Annotated in this window: 13 protein-coding genes and 1 pseudogene; 7 read left to right on the top strand and 7 right to left on the bottom strand. The window is 68.8% G+C overall.

Annotation, left to right across the window (positions count from 1 at the left end):
* Positions 1 to 67 precede the first annotated feature (67 nt).
* A complete protein-coding gene (locus ACTRO_RS16245; protein ID WP_281177863.1) occupies positions 68 to 2,164 on the top strand; it encodes a DUF6461 domain-containing protein in 2,097 nt (698 codons plus the stop codon).
* Positions 2,165 to 2,260: 96 nt separating this feature from the next.
* On the opposite strand, the gene ACTRO_RS16240 is transcribed toward ACTRO_RS16245, so the two are convergent.
* Positions 2,261 to 2,584 carry a hypothetical protein gene (locus tag ACTRO_RS16240; RefSeq protein ID WP_157436277.1) on the bottom strand — a complete coding sequence of 108 codons (324 nt, stop codon included), beginning with the start codon at positions 2,582 to 2,584 and terminating at the stop codon, positions 2,261 to 2,263.
* Between the two features lie 338 nt (positions 2,585 to 2,922).
* Positions 2,923 to 5,919, bottom strand: coding sequence for a beta-galactosidase (locus ACTRO_RS16235; RefSeq protein ID WP_034275142.1), 2,997 nt, complete (start codon positions 5,917 to 5,919; stop codon positions 2,923 to 2,925).
* A 542-nt stretch (positions 5,920 to 6,461) separates the two neighbouring features.
* Between ACTRO_RS16235 and ACTRO_RS16230 the strand changes: the two genes are divergently transcribed.
* The gene (locus ACTRO_RS16230) at positions 6,462 to 7,007 is read left to right on the top strand and encodes a GNAT family N-acetyltransferase (RefSeq protein ID WP_051450931.1); all 546 of its coding nucleotides are present in this window, start codon (positions 6,462 to 6,464) and stop codon (positions 7,005 to 7,007) included.
* 352 nt (positions 7,008 to 7,359) lie between these two features.
* Entirely contained in the window at positions 7,360 to 8,778 is a 1,419-nt protein-coding gene (locus ACTRO_RS16225) for an ATP-binding protein (protein ID WP_034263935.1), read from the top strand.
* A 209-nt stretch (positions 8,779 to 8,987) separates the two neighbouring features.
* Here ACTRO_RS16225 and ACTRO_RS16220 read toward each other — a convergent pair whose 3' ends face one another.
* Positions 8,988 to 9,584 carry a PadR family transcriptional regulator gene (locus ACTRO_RS16220; protein ID WP_063628010.1) on the bottom strand — a complete coding sequence of 199 codons (597 nt, stop codon included), beginning with the start codon at positions 9,582 to 9,584 and terminating at the stop codon, positions 8,988 to 8,990.
* Positions 9,585 to 9,725: 141 nt separating this feature from the next.
* Here ACTRO_RS16220 and ACTRO_RS16215 point away from each other — a divergent pair, with 141 nt between their 5' ends.
* The 3 genes from ACTRO_RS16215 to ACTRO_RS47260 all read left to right on the top strand — a co-directional run bounded on the left by ACTRO_RS16215 (position 9,726) and on the right by ACTRO_RS47260 (position 11,702).
* A complete protein-coding gene (locus ACTRO_RS16215; RefSeq protein WP_034275133.1) occupies positions 9,726 to 10,592 on the top strand; it encodes an SDR family NAD(P)-dependent oxidoreductase in 867 nt (288 codons plus the stop codon).
* Between the two features lie 207 nt (positions 10,593 to 10,799).
* Positions 10,800 to 11,297, top strand: coding sequence for a hypothetical protein (locus tag ACTRO_RS16210; protein WP_034263932.1), 498 nt, complete (start codon positions 10,800 to 10,802; stop codon positions 11,295 to 11,297).
* A gap of 90 nt (positions 11,298 to 11,387) precedes the next feature.
* A complete protein-coding gene (locus tag ACTRO_RS47260) occupies positions 11,388 to 11,702 on the top strand; it encodes a hypothetical protein (protein ID WP_157436276.1) in 315 nt (104 codons plus the stop codon).
* A gap of 260 nt (positions 11,703 to 11,962) precedes the next feature.
* On the opposite strand, the gene ACTRO_RS16205 is transcribed toward ACTRO_RS47260, so the two are convergent.
* The 4 genes and pseudogenes from ACTRO_RS16205 to ACTRO_RS43420 all read right to left on the bottom strand — a co-directional run bounded on the left by ACTRO_RS16205 (position 11,963) and on the right by ACTRO_RS43420 (position 15,051).
* Positions 11,963 to 12,187: a hypothetical protein gene (locus tag ACTRO_RS16205; protein ID WP_157436275.1), complete on the bottom strand. Its 225-nt coding sequence runs from the start codon at positions 12,185 to 12,187 to the stop codon at positions 11,963 to 11,965.
* Positions 12,184 to 13,011, bottom strand: a pseudogene (locus ACTRO_RS16200) (IS5 family transposase). The gene ACTRO_RS16205 and the pseudogene ACTRO_RS16200 overlap by 4 nt, the downstream one beginning before the upstream one ends.
* 231 nt (positions 13,012 to 13,242) lie before the next feature.
* The gene (locus ACTRO_RS16195) at positions 13,243 to 13,740 is read right to left on the bottom strand and encodes a PH domain-containing protein (RefSeq protein ID WP_169739906.1); all 498 of its coding nucleotides are present in this window, start codon (positions 13,738 to 13,740) and stop codon (positions 13,243 to 13,245) included.
* Positions 13,741 to 13,995: 255 nt separating this feature from the next.
* Positions 13,996 to 15,051 carry a hypothetical protein gene (locus tag ACTRO_RS43420; protein ID WP_051450929.1) on the bottom strand — a complete coding sequence of 352 codons (1,056 nt, stop codon included), beginning with the start codon at positions 15,049 to 15,051 and terminating at the stop codon, positions 13,996 to 13,998.
* A gap of 162 nt (positions 15,052 to 15,213) precedes the next feature.
* On the opposite strand from ACTRO_RS43420, the gene ACTRO_RS16185 reads away from it, so the two are divergent.
* The gene (locus tag ACTRO_RS16185; RefSeq protein WP_157436273.1) at positions 15,214 to 15,684 is read left to right on the top strand and encodes a DUF3592 domain-containing protein; all 471 of its coding nucleotides are present in this window, start codon (positions 15,214 to 15,216) and stop codon (positions 15,682 to 15,684) included.
* Positions 15,685 to 15,935 lie beyond the last annotated feature (251 nt).

The raw sequence follows: 15,935 nt of genomic DNA, 5'->3' as shown, positions 1-15,935 counted from the left end.
ACTTTCGGCGGGCAGCCATTCGGCGGATGGGGCCGCGACACATCAAGCGTGGAGAAGAGGCCGGCGGATGCCTTCGGCACCTGGGCAGGCAATCCTTGAGATACAGCATCCTGGCACACGAGCGATATGCATAACCTTGGTCGCCGACGCCGAAATCGCTGCCGTCTACGAGGCCTTCGGCGGCCGATACGGCGAGGCCCGGCCGTTGACACAGCGCGATTGCGAGGCATTGCGCGAAGGGCTCCCGGAACAACTGGCGGTGCCGCTCATACGCATCGGAAGCGGCGCGACCGCGTGCACGCCGGGCGGTGTATTCATCATCGAAGACTCCAGCGCCGAGGGCGCCAGACCGGAGATTCTGCGCGAGGTCTCGCGCGGCACACAGGCGGTGGCCGTCAGTCTGGATCCCGAAGGCCTACCTCGTCTCGCGTGGTACCGCGAGGGCAGACCGGCCGCCGCCATGATCGCCAATGCGCCGGGCCGGGTCAGCGGTCTGGGTAGCGCCGAGATCGAGCAGGTCATCGCCTCTGCGCCCGGGCTTCGTGATCGCCTGTCAGAGGTGCGGAGATGCGCCGCGCTGCCGGCGGTACTCGAGTTGGCAGCGCGGCTGACCGGTGTGAGCCTGAAACCAGGCTGGAGTGAGCAGGCGCTGCCCGGGGGGATCGTCCTACCCGTCCTGGACGATGCCGCACCGCGGGCTGAATCGGCAGGCGCGCCTGATCTACCGCGTCCGCAGGCCGCGGCATTGATCGAAGCGGCGCCGGATGCCGCGGTCGCCGCGGCCGTGCCGCTCCAGGCGCGCAGGCTCGCCGAGGACGCGGACCTGAGCCGGTGGCCGGAGGCTCTCGAGCTGATCGGCTTGCTCGCATCGAGGCCCGCTCACACCGACGTGACCGCGCGGACGGAGCACTCTCCGGGGCGAGCGCCGATCCTCTGGCGTGATTCGTCCATCAGCCTCCTGATTCGCAGGCTGAGCTCGTCGCTGCACTGGCACACCGTCATCGACCCCTCGACCGACCCGGAGCCGCCCTTGCGGACCGTGACCACCGCGCTGGGCGCGTTGCGCTCGGCCGCCGCCGTATTCACGGGCGACGAAGTGCCCGGCGAGCAGGGCGCGCGCGTCGCGCTGCACAGGCTCGTGTCCGGCCGGCCGAACCGGCTCGGCCCGGCCGCGGTCGTCGACCTCGCCGCGGATCTCGGCGTGCCGCCGCCGCGGCGGCGACCGACAGCGCGCGACGAAGCCGCGCGCGACAACTCCCGGCGCCACCAGGAAGCAACGGCGGCGGTTCGCGGATTCGCAGGGCGCCTGCCCGCCGATGGATCGTGGGTCGCTCCCGCATGGCCCATGCCCGTACCCGATCTGTCGCCTGGTCATTGCCTCCTACTCGCCGCGGATCTGAGCCCGGACGAACTGCTCGCGCGAGCAGCGGACGGCCGTCCGATCGAGAGCGCGACCGTGGTGGGAGCGACTGGTCTCGGTACGGCAGTGCCCGGAACGAGGGCGAGGCTCGCGGTCGGGCGCGTCGGCTCGTGGTCGCTCTTGGTCGAACAGGGCAGTTCGTTCACCCCCCGGCCCGAAGTGCTCCGCCGAGTCGGCGCAGGAACGCGCCTGCTGTGCGTTGAGCACGACGCGGTGCTCCGGCTTTCGTACTGCGAAGACGGGGTCCTGGTGGACCGGTTCGAACCGCTCTTTCCCGAGCGACGGGCCGGCGCCGATCCCGGCCGGCTGGATCCTCATCTCGAGGCGATCGGACGGATCGAGGAGGTGAATGCCGCGAACGCGGCCCAAGCGGCCGCAGTGCCCTTCCGGGTCGCAGAAGCCATCCTCGGCACGACGCCCGGATCGGCCGAGCCGCTCAACGACGCCGAGACCTCAGCACCCTTCGCTGCGATAACCGCCGCTCACGTGGACACCTTCCTCGTCGATGTACTCGGGCCGCCACCGCCCCGAGGCGCGAGCGAGTCGCCCGGAGCCGTTGAACCGACCACAACTCCCGGGGGACTTACGTGGTGGCCGCGCCCCGCAGATCCCGGCCGGGTCGAGCGGCAAAGGATCACGCCGCGCGCCGGCAACCCTCGGCCGAGCGCCATCGCCGCGGGACGCGCCACAGCTGTGGGCCCCCGTGCCAGCGGCCCGCAGGCTAACCCTCGCCACACATCGTAGATGAGTCGCTCACCAAGATCAGACCAAACCGCCAGTCGCTCGTAGTCTCGGCCGGGGGTGTTCGGGCGCAGGTCGGCATACTCGGGGCCCCGAAGGTCAAGCTTCTGTGGTGGGCCATTCGCTGAGCAGTTGCACCTGTCCTGCGATTTTGGCCTGCTGGTAGGCGTCCGCGACGGCGGCCATCGCCCAACTCGGCCAGAAGGTGACTCCGCCGGTCTCCTTGTCGATGACGATCACGGAGTGCCCGGGTTCGGGAGGGCGTGGTGGCGCGGTGGCATCCGCAGCCGGCTCAGGCTTGGGTCTCTTCCGCACCGTGAAGCAGGCTTCGTATTCCTCGATGTCCACCAGGTCGCCGCGCTCGCGGTTGTACTGCGAATACAGGAACCGATCGACGACGCGTGCCGCCTCCTCGGCGGTCACCGGCGTGGCGCAGCGCGTCGGGTAGGCCTGCCATCTTCCGGGATTCATCGTGACTCACACCGGTCTTCCTGCGCGTCGAGAACGGTCGCCCACACGGTGGCCGCGTGCTGACGGATCGGGGTGTTGCTCACCTGATCCGTCTGCATGTCCACCCAGACGACCTGGTCCGGGATCCGCGGCTGGGAGCAGGGGGGCCGGCCATATCAGGACTCGAGGAATGAACTCGAGTAGTCGGCGCAGTTGTTCCCACGGCTCTTGGGGATCGTCGCGGCGCACGAGCCGAGACGCAGCGAGCGTGCGGCCCGTCCGTCGAATCGGCTCATCTGACACCTTGAGGCTCAGCTCGACGCGCCGCCGAGGGCGGAGCCGAGCAGAGTCAGGGAGACGGTTCCGGGGCCGGCGGGGGTGGTGCCGGAAGCGAGGACGGCTAGGGCGAGGACGTTCGTCGCGTTGGGCTGGAGGATTCCGTTAGGCAGTACGAAGGTGTGCTGAGGGCCGACGTTGTTGATGTACTGGCCGAGGTTCCAGCCGTTGAGGAAGATCTGTACCCGGTAGGCGCGGGTGGAGTCGTCGGTCAGGGCGAGGCCGACGGACGCGTCCACTCCGGCGGGCGGGGCGTAGGTGAAGCTGGTGCGGTACCAGCGCACGCCCTGGTATGTGTCGGCGCGCGGGAATGTCGTCGCCGTCCAGGCGCTGTCGTCGAAGGTGGGCAGGTACCAGCCGTAGCGTTCGCCGTAAAGGCCGCCGTTGTTCATCGGGCCGCGGACCGGGTCGGCGGTCCCTCCCGCGATCATCCAAGTCATGCTCGGCGTGGCGCCGGTGAAGGCGGCGCCGGTCAGCCCGCGGGCGGCCTTGTGCGCGTCGTTGGCGCCGCCGTCCTCGCTATGCCCCATCGGGCGCACGAGGACTGACAGGACGTGCGCGCCGCTGCCCTGAAGGGAGCTCGGCACGCTGAAGGTCGCGGTGGCGGTCCAGTTCTGTGTCGAGTCGTTGGAGGTGGTCGGGGTGGGCTGCTGGTGTACGCCGAGCGGGGTGCCGTCGAGCCAGGCCATCAGTCCGCCGAGGGTGCCGGAGGAGTAGGACAGGCTGATGGACGTCACGTCGGCGGTGCCGGTGTAGTGGCCGCGGTACCAGACGTCGCCGTAGTGGTAGCCGTAGTCGTCGGCGAACAGCACCGGATTGCCGGCGGGTACCGGCGTTATGCTCTGTGAAGTGGTCTTGTTCGCCACCTTCCAGTGGGAGTCACCGAAGCCCGGAGCCGACTCGGGATTCTCCGTCGCGTACCGCCAGGAGCTCAGGGTGGGCAGGGCTACGGCGGGTGCGGCGGAGAGCCGCGTCGAGGCGAGCATGCTCCCGGAGCTGGTTCTGGTCGTGGATATGCTGCTCCCGTTCCAGGTCAGAGCGGTGAATCCGGCGGGTGTCCAGGCCTCGAGCGAGGCGGCCGCGGTGGTGTCACCGGTCAACTGCATCGTGCTGCCCGACCCGGTTGCGGTACGCAGCAGTGCCGGGCCGGTGACCAGGACTGGACCGGCGGCGCTGGGGTAGCGCCACAGGGTCGCCGTGGAGGCGTCGTCCGCAAGCAGGAGCAGGAGCGGCAGGCCGCCGTCTCCGAAATTCACCAGGACCCTGATCAAACCGGAGAGCGTGGCGTTGATCCGTAGCCGGGAGTGTGCCGTGTCGTAGCTGGAGGTCGCGGAGCCGGCCAGCACGGTCACCGTGGGCGCGGTCGTCGCGGGCAGCATCACCTCGATCGGATCGCCGGTGCGTCCGGTCAGCACCGCGACGTCCTGGGAGCCGATCGTGGCCTGATACATCGGTTGTCCGGTCGAGTACAGCAGGGTTCGCCGGCCCAATTTGATTCCGGTGGCCACGACCTTCATGTCCTGGCCGTTGAGCTGGATGCCGGATCCGCCGGCGGGAACGGTCAGCGTGCCGGCGCTGGTCGTGACCGGCACCGTGAAGAACAGGTCTGACGTGCTGTCGTTGCGCAGGAAGTAGAAGTGCGCGCTCGTGTCCGGGTTGGTCAGGTGGTAGACCTTCACGCTCGAGTTCGACGCGGCGGTGGCGGCCCCGGTGGTCAGCTTGCCGAGGTCGGGAACGGTCTCGAGCATGAGCCCGATCTGCTTCATCGGCACGAGCTTCGACGTCTGGTTGCGCGCCTCGTCGATCGCGGCGCCGTAGTCGTAGGAGGTGTATACGACGGGCGCGGGCAGCCAGCCCCAGGAGGTGCCGCCGAAGGTCATGTAGACGTTGTGGATTTTGATCCCGTTGGCCAGGTTGGTCAGGTAGAAGCGCCGCTCATACGCAGGGCTGCGGGTGACGCGGGCCTGGGCGTAGCCGAGGCCGGAGAACTCGGCGCCGCCCCAGGGGTCGAACCAGCCGCCGCCGAATTCGGCCTCGAACCCGGGCGTGGTGGGACTCGCCGTGGATCCGCCGGTCGCGCCGCCGGTGCCGTAGAGGCCCCAGTCGGGCGGGGTGCTGCTCGGCGAGGGGTATCCGTCGAAGGCGTAGAGGTAGCGGCCGGTCTCGCCGTTGGTGCTGAAGCTCCCGGGGGTCCAGTCGCCGTTCCGGCCCTTGTCGTTGTGGAACAGCGGCACCGTGATGCCGTCGGCGCGGACCTTGGCATACAGATGGGCCATATAGGCGGAGCCGACGCCGTCGGTCAGGTGCGCGGAGTACTCGTTCTCGATCTGGTAGAGCACGACGGTGCCACCACCGGTCGTGTACTGATGCTGTGCGATGACGGCGTTGACGTTCGTCAGCCACTCGTCGACGTGTCCGAGGTAGGTGGAGTTGTTCGTGCGCGCGGTGCCGGTGCTGGTGGTCATCCAGCCGGGGAAGCCGCCGGCGTCCACCTCCGCGTTGATGTAGGGCCCGGGCCGCACGGTGACGAACAGCCCGGCGTTCGCCGCATCGCTCAGGAACTGGCCAAGGTCCCTGACGCCGGTGAAATCGTAAACGCCCGCGGCGGAGGAGTGGAAGTTCCAGGCCACGTAGATGCTCACGGCGTTGTAGCCGTTGGCGCGCAGCTTCTGCAGGATGTCGGGCCACAACTGCGGGCTGGGGAGCCGGAACGGGTGCATCTCCCCGGACCAGATAGGCACCCGGGCGCCGTCGATGATCAGCGAGTACGGGTCGAAGGTGACGGTGTGACCGACTTCGGGATTCACCGCGAACGGCACCTGGCCGGCGATGAGAGCCGCGGGCCCTTTGGCCGAGGCGGCTCCGTCGGCAGCGGCTGCGGATGAGGCGGACGACGGCCACCGGAGCGCCACGACCAGCGATCCGGCGGTGCCCACGGCCAGGGCGGTGAAGGCGCGACGGCTGAATTCCATCGAGGACTCCATGGGTAGATAGAGGCGTTTCGCTGTCCCGGCGAGGTGGACGACCGGCTCGGCGCGTGGGATGGAGACGACGTAGTCAATACAAGGGGCGCCGCTTGAGGCCGTCAATGGTCTGCGATGATAAATGTTAGAAAAAGTTCACTTGATCTTTTTCGTCCCGGGTCCAGGCCGACTCCGTACGGGACGAGGCCACTCGGCGCTGCGGTTGGCCGCGGCGCGCGGCGTCGGCAGCATATTGCCGCAGATCAACCACGCGACTGTGACGCTTTGACTTCCGCATGGCGACGGCTGGCCATGACCGTCTCAGGGCCGCCAAGGCTCCAGCGGGCGCGCTTCGTCTCTGCCATAGAGATGTTCTATCATGTTTGGATATCGCGTCCCTAGCCGTCCGGGTCCTGATTGTCGAGCGAGGCGTGGACGATGTGCCTGGCGCGTCTCGGCTTCCGGCGGATGGCACCGTACAGTGAGCTCGCCGCGGCGCGTTCGGACGCGCGCGGCATGGTGGTCCCCGAGACCTGCGAGGTAAGCCCGGAATGACCGACGCGACCCCGAATCCGCTGCCCCCGCGGCACATTCACACCGACCGGCTGTGCCTGAGCGCTCCCACTCCGGCCGACGAGCGGGCCGTGGCCGAGATCCAGGGCGACCCGGCCACGAACGCCTTCAACCCCAACGGTCCGACCGGCCCGCGCGAGGCCGCCGCGATGCTGGTGGGGTGGATCGCCGACTGGGACCGGGACGGCGTCGGCTACTGGGTGGTCCGCGAAAGCGGAGGCTGCGCGGGCGAGGTCGTCGGCGTGGCCGGGGTCCGGCGTACCGGCGGACTCGAAGCCGACCGCGCGGTATACAACCTCTACTACCGGTTCCGGCCCAGCGCATGGGGCAGCGGCTACGCCCGCGAGGCGGCCGCCGCGGCAGTCCGGGCCGCGGCCGAGCGCGAAGAGCCCGCGCTCGTTCTCGCCGTCATCCGCGAGCAGAACGTCCCGTCGGCCCGTGTTGCCGCGGCGGTGGGCCTGAGCCCCGATGGAACGACGACGCACCACGGAAGCGAGAGCCTGCGCTTCGCCCTGCGAGTGTGATCAATGTGACCGGCGGCTTCGCTCGGTCGTCGTTCAGACCACGGTGACCGAGATCGAGTGGTAGCCGGTAGCACCGTCCAGGATCACGTCTTGGACGGCCGGCGTCGGCACCGCCCTGGACGCCGTTCTCGCCCCGTCGTCCGCTCCGTACTACCGCAGGTATGGACGCCAGGGAGCCCAGGGTGCCCGGGGAGCCCAGGGTGCCAAGGGCGCTCCACGCGATGAGCGAGGTGATCGACACCGCGCGGTCCGATGCAGGCCACAGGCCAAGGCCGTCCAAATCGATGCGCAATACTTTCTTCGCCGATACTATCTGGAGAGGAAGCATCTTCTCCGAAGAAGGGAAGCGCCGATGGCGGACTTCGTGGGCCGGCGCCGTGAGCTCGCGGCGCTAGGGCAGGCCTTGGACGAGGTGCGCTCGGCGATCGGTGGGCAGCGCCCGGGCCGGTGCGTGATCATCCGCGGGCGCCGGCGCATCGGGAAGTCCGCGCTCGTCGGTGAGTTCGTCCGCCACAGCCGGGTGCCGTACGTCTTCCACACCGCACAACTCGGCCGAGGAGCGGAACCGCTCGAGGAGTTCGCGCACGACGTCGCTTCCTCCTCGCTGCCCGAGGCGGCGATCTTCGATGAAGCCGCACCCGGGAACTGGACGGCGGCGCTTCGCCAACTCGCCGGGTTGCTCCCGCAGGACCAGGCCAGCGTGGTCGTGCTCGACGAGGTGCCCTACCTCATGGACGACTCCGGAGCGTTCGAGAGCATCCTGCAGCGCGCGTGGGACCGGGAACTCTCACACCGCCCGGTCCTGCTCCTGCTCATCGGCTCGGACCTGTCGATGATGGAGGCACTCACCTCCTACGGCCGCCCCTTCCACCAGCGCGGCAGTGAAATGCCGGTGGGCCCGCTCAACGTGGCGGAGGTGGCGCAGATGACCGGGCTGGATGCGGCGTCCGCGTTCGACGCCGCGCTCGTGACCGGCGGGCTGCCGATCGTCTGCGCCCGGTGGCGCAGCGGTGAAGGACTCTGGTCGTTCCTGGCCAGGGAGCTCGCGGACCCGCTCAGCCCGATCGTCGCCTCCGCGCAGCTCTCCCTGGCCGCCGAGTTCCCCGACCAGGCGCAGGCCAGGGCGGTCCTCGAGGCGATCGGAAGCGGCGAGCGGACCTTCACGAACATCGCGCGCGCCGCCGGCGGGATCGCGCACTCGACCCTGACCCGCGCCACCGACCTGCTGATCGACAAGCGGATCGTCGCCGGGGAACTCCCGCTCTCCCTTCAGCCTTCGAAGGAACGCAGGTACCGGATCACCGACACCTACCTCCGCTTCTGGCTCGCCTTCCTCGGCCCGCACCTGCCCGAGATCGACCGCATACGTTCCGACCTGACCCTGGACCGGATCAGACGAGGCTGGACCTCCTGGCGCGGACGCGCGATCGAGCCGCTCATCCGCGACTCGCTGTTGCGCCTGCTGCCTGCGCACGCCATCCCCGCCGTCCCGGTCGTCGGCGCGTTCTGGACGCGCAGCAACGACGTCGAGATCGACGTCGTCGGAGCGGACCGCGAGCCGATCGCGAAACAGCTGCTATTCCTCGGGTCGATCAAATGGCTGGAGAACGCGCCGTTCGACGACCACGACATGCTCGCCCTCCAGCGCCACCGCCTCCGCATCACCGATCAGCCCCTTCCGTTGATCGCCATCAGCCGCGCCGGCAGCACCACCAAACACGCCGACGCGGTATTCGGGCCCGATGACCTCATCGCACCGTGGCAGAGCTGAACGCCCTCCGGGTACCGGCCGCCATTTCCTGCGAGGAGCGGACCTGTCTGCGCGCCGTACACAAGGGAAGCACCGCACAGTGCTCGGATTGTGCTTCCGGCCCGCAAGACGGGCTCGCTCCAGATCGGCGATATCGTGGAGGCCGACGCGAATCGGCGCCGCGCCCGGGTGGTCTGGGACCTGCGGATACTCGGCTCCGGCCCGCTGCTTCAGGCGCCGCCCGCCGCCTGGCCGCCTTCTGCTCCGTCCTGCGACCCACCGCCCGTGCCGAACTCGGTGCTCGACATCAGGTCGGTCTCCCTGGCCCACCGCGCCCACTCCGCCAGCGCCTCGTTGACCCGGATCCCGGCCTCCGCCGCGATCCGGAGCGCACGGGTCTGCGGGCCGGTGCCGAATTCGCCGCGGTCCTTGCGGTCCGCGTACTGGCGGAAGGCCTTGGCGGTCTCGTCGAAGTAGCGCTCCTCGGCGACGAGGAAGGCGTCGAGATCCTCCGGCTCCATCAGCCAGAAGAAGAACGCGCGCATCAGCACCTCGACCCGGAAGGTGCGGTCGACGTCGCCCTCGCGCAACCAGCGCCGCACCTCGGCCAGGCCGGACGGGGTGATCCGGTAGGCCTTGCGTCCGCGCGCGCCGACGCTCTCCACCTCGATCAGGCCGGCGTCGGCGAGCCGGCCGAGCTCGGCGTAGATCTGCGGATGCTGCGCCGGCCAGACCGAACCGAGCGCCTCCTGGAAGCGACCGGCGAGGTCGTAGCCGCTGGCCGGCCCTTCGGCGAGCAGACCGAGCAATCCGTGGCGCAGCGACAAGGCGACTCCTCGGGCACAGGGGGCTGATCAGGCCATTTTGGCACGCCCTTGCGGACAGTCGACAGTGACATGTAGATTCTTACATGTCAGATGAACCATGTCACTGCATACAGGTGTCACTGCTGAGAGGTGGAGGCCGCCATGGCGGACGGACAGCAAAAGACGGTTCTGGTGACGGGGGCGTCCCGGGGGGCGGGCCTGCGAGTCTGCCGGGCCCTGGCCGAACGGGGCTTCCGGGTCTACGCGGGGGTGCGCTCGCCCGAGAACGCTCGGCGCGAGCTCGGCCGGGTCCCCGGCGTGGGCGTCGTCCAGCTCGACGTGGCCGACGAGGAGAGCATCATCGCGGCGCGGGAGGAACTGGACGCCGCCGGCGTGACCGCGCTGCACGGCCTGGTCAACAACGCGGGCGTCATCATCCAGGGGCCGCTGGAACTGTGCCCTGACAGTGAACTGCGACGCGGCTTCGAGGTGAACGTCTTCGGCGCGGCGCGGGTGACACAGGAGTTCCTGCCGCTGCTGCGTGCCGGACGCGGCCGGGTCCTCAATGTCACGGCGCCGACCGCGCGCATCCCCGCGCCGTTCTTGGGCGGGATCTCCGCGAGCAAAGCCGCGTTCCAAGCCCTCTCGGACGCCTGGCGAGTCGAACTGGCGCACTGGGGCATCGACGTCGTCGTCCTCGAGCCGGGCGCCATGCAGACCGAGATCTTCGCGACCGCGGACTCCGCGGCCCAGAAGGCGATGACGCAGCTCCCGCCCGCTCGGCGCGCGCTGTACGAGCAGCAGCTCGCCGCGGTGAACGCCGCCGGAGCGAAAATGAAGATGTCCGATCCGAAGATCCTGGCCGACGCCGCAGTCAAGGCAATGACGGCGAATAGGCCGAAGGCTCGCTACACGGTCGGCGCGGACACGCGGCTGATCGGGCTGCTCGCCCGCCTTCCGCTGCGTACCCGAGACCGCCTCGTGAGCGGCGTCCTCGGCCTGTCCAAGATCAAGCCGGCGGTCGGCTGAGGCCCGTCGGCGGCCTGCACGACCGCGGTCCAAGCCGTCGCCACCTGGCGCAAACCGGCCCTCGCCATGGGCGGGGGCAAGTCCAGGGCTGCGTGGCGGTCTCGGTGTCCGTGGGGCCGCCGCCTCATCTGAGGCAGCGGCCTGATCGGGTGGCTCGGCTTCTTGCCACGAGGCTGCGAGTGCGAAGTATCCGTGCAGAATAGGCGCATGCTTGATCTGCGTTGGGAGGAGGTCCGGTGCTTTTTCGACCCGGACTTGATGGGTGGCTTGCCTGACGTGCATGTCCCAGGCGTTTCTGTCGCGGACTGGCAGTCACTTTTCGGTCTGATCCGGTCGTGCGGTTGGAGGATGGAGTGCTACGAGGGCGCCCGCGCCATCGACCTGCCACCGCTACAAGCCGTGTTCAACCGTTCGGCGGAGGACGAACTACTCAACATCTGGGTACGTCCGATCCCGGAACTCCTTGCGATCTTCCGCCCGTGGGCCGGCGGTGGGGAGACCATCGATTTCGATGTTGACCTGTCGGAGTTGCAGGGCCAAGGGCGGCTCGACGTCTTCTGCGAGTTCCTGACGGCGATCGGTCGCCATCTGGCCAAACCCGTGTTGATGTCCGCCGAGAGTGACTGGCAGCATCCTGTCCTCGGTTTTGATCCCGAGTTTGATCGAGTCGTACTGATGGCCGAGCCGTGGGCGGTACCGCAGTGAGCCATGATGTCCAGATTTGCCGCGTAGGTGTCCCGAGTTCCCATCGAGGGGACACGCCGTAGCGTCGGCGGTCACCGGCATCATCTACCCATGGAGACCGCCGCTCTGATTGAAAAATGGCGCAGCATCATCATCGGCGACCAAAAATCGTGGGTTCTGTTCGCCAACGGCACGTGTGTCATCCTGATGCAGCCCGAGGGTGATCTGGCGGACCAGGCTACCGAACTGGTGCGAGAGTATGGCCCCGTCGCTGCTGGTGGTCCGGCAGGTGACTTCGGCACCCAAAGACGGCCGAGAGCCGGTCGTGCTTCACATCGAAGACAAGCGCGGCGCACCCGCCGACGCCAGCGACTGACGCCGACGGCACCGCACGCCACCGGAATCAGGCCATTTCGCTCCGGCTAGCCAACACGCCGTCAGGCTACTAACGCTCAGGTCAGCGTCACAGTGAAGCTGGGGGTCAAGGGGTTGCAGGGTCCAACGATTGTGGGCCCTGCACTGACAGTGCAGGGGCGGTACAGCGGGCTGACTCGCCTGTTCGCACCCACCCCCCGACGACGGAGAGCGCGTGCTCCGGGCTGCGCTCGTCCCAGGCTTCTTCGTCGAACCGGCGATAGGGAAGCAGGCTCTGGAGTTCCGGGTCGTAGGGGTGGTCTGAGTGGGGGTCACCGGTGTTCGGTGAGCACGGCGGGCGCGGCTTGGTGCTCGCCGGCCAACGCCAGGATGGTCTCGCGGGTCGAGGCCCAACGGTCGCGTTCGCACTCGGCGGCAGCAAGCTCGCCGCTAAGCTTGGCCACCTGTTCGCGCAGGTCGGCGATCTCTGCTTCGGCCGCGGCGTGGCGGGAGGCTAGTTTGTGGAGCAGATCTGGGATGGTCAAAGGGCCGTTCACGACCACCGCCACGGAAGGGTGCGGCTGAAGGTGAGCCGGCGGGTGAGGTTCGCGGTCGCGGCCCGGTACACCCGGGAGGCCGTCGAGTCTGGGCTGTGCTCGTAGTCGCGCACCAGGCGCCGGTGCAGTATCAACGTGCCCTGTGATTGTTCCACCACTCACCGCCTCGGCAGCGGTCGGAACCCGCTCTCGCCATCGAGACGGGACACGGTCTCGACGTCGATGCCGAGCATCGCACCGTGGATGGCGACCTGGTCTTTGAACCCGGCGTCGACGAAGGCCTTGGACACACTCGGGTTCTCGGCCGCCACCCGCGTCAGCAGCGCGGCACCGATCACGTTGTCGTGGGCGCTGGCGGCCATCACCACGACCGCGATGATCAGCCCTACAACGTCCACGGCAAGCCCGCGCTTGCGGCCAGGGGTCTTCTTTGCCGCGTCCAGCCCGGTCGTGGTCTTCGGCACTCCCGCCGCCGCACGCACCGGCTGCGAATCGAGCACCACCGCGCTCGGGTCCTCACTGCGGCCGGCCTGCTCACAGACCTGCATTCGCAGCAGGTCGTGGATCTGCTTGTCGGTCCCGTCTTTGCGCCAGAGCGCGAAGTAGTAGTACACCGCGCCATACGGCGGAAGATCGCGCGGGAGGTAGCGCCACTGGCAGCTGGTGCCGGTCTGGCAGAGGATCGGGTTGACGATCTCGCGCATCTCGTAGCGGCCCTGATGCCCGGAGACCGAGGGGTGCGCAGCCTTCCACGCCTCGATCACCGGCCCGATCAACTCCCACCGCTCAACCGAGAGATCGCTGGCCGCACCTCGCTGAGAGATCCGACGCGTCCGCTGCTTCCCGCCGGCCGGGCTCCGGTTCGGCCGCGAACGAGCCGCCAACTGCGCCCGCATCCACGACCTCGAACAACGCTTCGCCGCCGCCCACGGTGAAAACCTGCTTCTACGTCGAAGACCTCACGAAATCGGCGTCGATACACGATAGGCGACACCTCGTGTCTTCCCGTGCTCGCCCCTGTCGGACCGTTCGCAGATCCCGTAACGCTCGAGTCCCTATCGAGCCGAGCGTCGCCGCCCGCGCCGCGTCGGCGACTTCGTGTGCGCCTTTTCTTGGTGCCAGCGCTGATGAATCGCTTCATACTCAGCTCGAAAGGCGGCGCTCGGCTCACTGCCGACCGCGTAGGGTGCCGGCAGGCGGACGGCACCACCGCCATCAAGATGGATGGTGACCTGCCAGGACAGGCGGCCAGCCTTCAGCGGGACCTTGGAGTCCGCCGTGACGTCGGTGATGCGCGCCCAGGCGATCGGCCGAGTGGCGAAGAAGAAATACCCATATGCGATGCCCTCCGGCTTCAGCACAGTAGTGCGCCCGAAGAACATGACCACGAAACCGATCGCCACGATCCCGGCAATGATCGGTGCGGCAAGTACATGCTTGTGGCCGCCCATGTACCCGCCCTGGGCCAGCCCGATCGAGAGCGCCACAACCGGCAACCCAACGCCTCCGAGCAGCATCTGCCCGGGCGGCATGCTGAATCTGGTTTTCCCCACGGATTGAACGTACAGACAATGGCCTCCGCGCGGAACCGGTGAACCTCCACCACACCAGTAGTGCGACGGCGCGAAGGCCCGCATGCTTCCAGATGCCGTCCGCAACAGCGTGACCAGCAAAGATCACACCACCATTGCCATCAACGTCTCGATAGTGACAAGTAAGCTGCGCCAGCTGATCGACCACCCGATCACTGACCGCCTACGACCACTGACCCGGCACCGGACTCACTCACCTGGGGTGGCCGCCCGCGGTCAGCCGTGGTCCGAGTATCCCTGGAGCAGGGAGGCGAGCTCCGCGCTCGACGCGGGGTGGATGCTCAACATGTAGGCGCGCAACAGCTCCGGGTCCATCGTCGGCGGTGCCTGGAGGGTGAACTCGACGTCATCGTGTTCGTATATGGCGACCTGGAAGACCGTGGACGACGAGGTCATCCTGGCGAGCCACATCTGCGGACCCAAGCTGGTGCACTCGTAGCCCTTCTCCCGATTCGGGCCGCACAGGGCCTGGTAGCTGCTGAAACTCTGCGGCCCAGACTGCGCCGCTTCGTACATCATGACCGGCGCCTGCCCGGGCGACGGATCCGGCGGGCAGTTCGAGATACAGGTGTAGCTGGCCAGGAACGGGCTGGCCCCGCCGCTTTCCTCGCTGAGCGAGGTGGGGACGGGCCGGTAGCCGGCCGGAGTGTCGCCGACCAGCATGAGGTTGCTCGGTATCCACGCCGACGAGGCGGGCGAAGGCAGCTGACGCGGCGAGGCGGTGTCGTGGTGGCCGGACGCCGCCGCCGCTAAGCCCAGGGCCAGCACGACGACCGCGCCGAGCCCTGCGCGCGCGGCGCTGCGCAGGACGTTCGTGCGGGTGCGGGCCGCGGCGGCGAGCGCGTAGGCGCAGCCGATCAGCCCTGTCCGCACCAGGGCGTTGCCGAACGGCGCCGGGTCTCGGTGCCAGAGGAATCCGCCGACGGCGATCAGCAGGGTCCCGAGCAGGCACACGCTGCCGGCCCAGCGAAGCCGGCCGCCCCAGGTGTCGCCGGAGGGGATCAGCACCCGGCCCGGCTGCGCCGCCGCCGCGATCACCAGCGTCACGCCCACCAGCGCGGCGAGCAGCGCGAGCAGCATGGCGCCGACGCCGCCACCCCAGCCCGCGATGAAGATCGCCAACCCGAGCGGCGGTACCGCCGCCGCGGTGAGCGCCCAGATCGGTGCCAGCAGCAGGACGAGGTCGCGCGTACGCGGTCCGCTCGCTGTACGGGCCGCGGAATTCGGACCCGCGACCGCGTCTTCCGGCGCCGGCCGGGCGTCCTCGATCACGGGACGTTCGTCCTCAGGCTCCGGACTGGTGCTCCGCGCCGGTTCCCGCCCCATGAACAGCCCCTTATGTATTTCTGCGGAAGAGGGACGATACCAGTGCCGTCTCGCCGCGTGCACTCGGCGCGAGACGGACTGCCCGGTCCGCTGAGCCATGATGGACTCATGCGCATACGGGGCGGGCCGTCGAGACACAGTATCGGCCAGTGGCTGGTCTGCGGAGTGTTCGCCGTCTGCGCCGCGGGTCTGCTGGTCGGGGCCGTCTACGTGCCCGTCCGCACCATAGACGTCGAGGACAACGGCATCCGCACGAGCGCGCTCGTGCAGGACGAGCGCCGCGACGGCAGGAAGACCGATTACGAACTCAGCTTCACGCTCCAGGACGGGTTATCGTTCGACACGTGGACGAGCGACGTGCACGCCGGTACGCACGTCGGCGCCTCCATCCAGATCGCCTATCTCGCCGCCGACCCCGGCAGCGCCGAAGACGTGCGCGACCTCGGCACCTGGTGGCTCGCGCCGCTGATCTTCGCTCCGGTGGGCGGCTTCCTCGGTTGTTCCGGCTGGACGATGTGGCGGCTGACCCCGGAGGCCTTCCTATTCCTGCTCCGCAGCCGCGCTGGGCACCGCCGCTGACCGGCCCGGTCGCCTTGGGTCGGCCCGGCTGCGGACGGTCACGCCGGCGATGGTGCGTCGGCCGTGCCGTTCCAGGTCGAGTGCCCGTGCGGGTGTCGTTGACCGATGCGATCAGCCGGCGCACCTTCTTGAGCATCGGCTCGCCTTAGCGTTCCGCACACCCGCGTGTTCGGCCACGGTGTCGGCCTTGAGCTCCAGCATCACCGCGAGCCATTGCGTGGTCGGCGCACCGGGGCGTTGGACTGTCGGAG

Source organism: Actinospica robiniae DSM 44927, from assembly GCF_000504285.1.
In the GTDB taxonomy this organism is placed as follows: Bacteria; Actinomycetota; Actinomycetes; order Streptomycetales; family Catenulisporaceae; genus Actinospica; species Actinospica robiniae.
The sequence above is the reverse complement of the archived record's forward strand: the minus strand, read 5'-3'. Positions and strand labels throughout refer to the sequence as shown.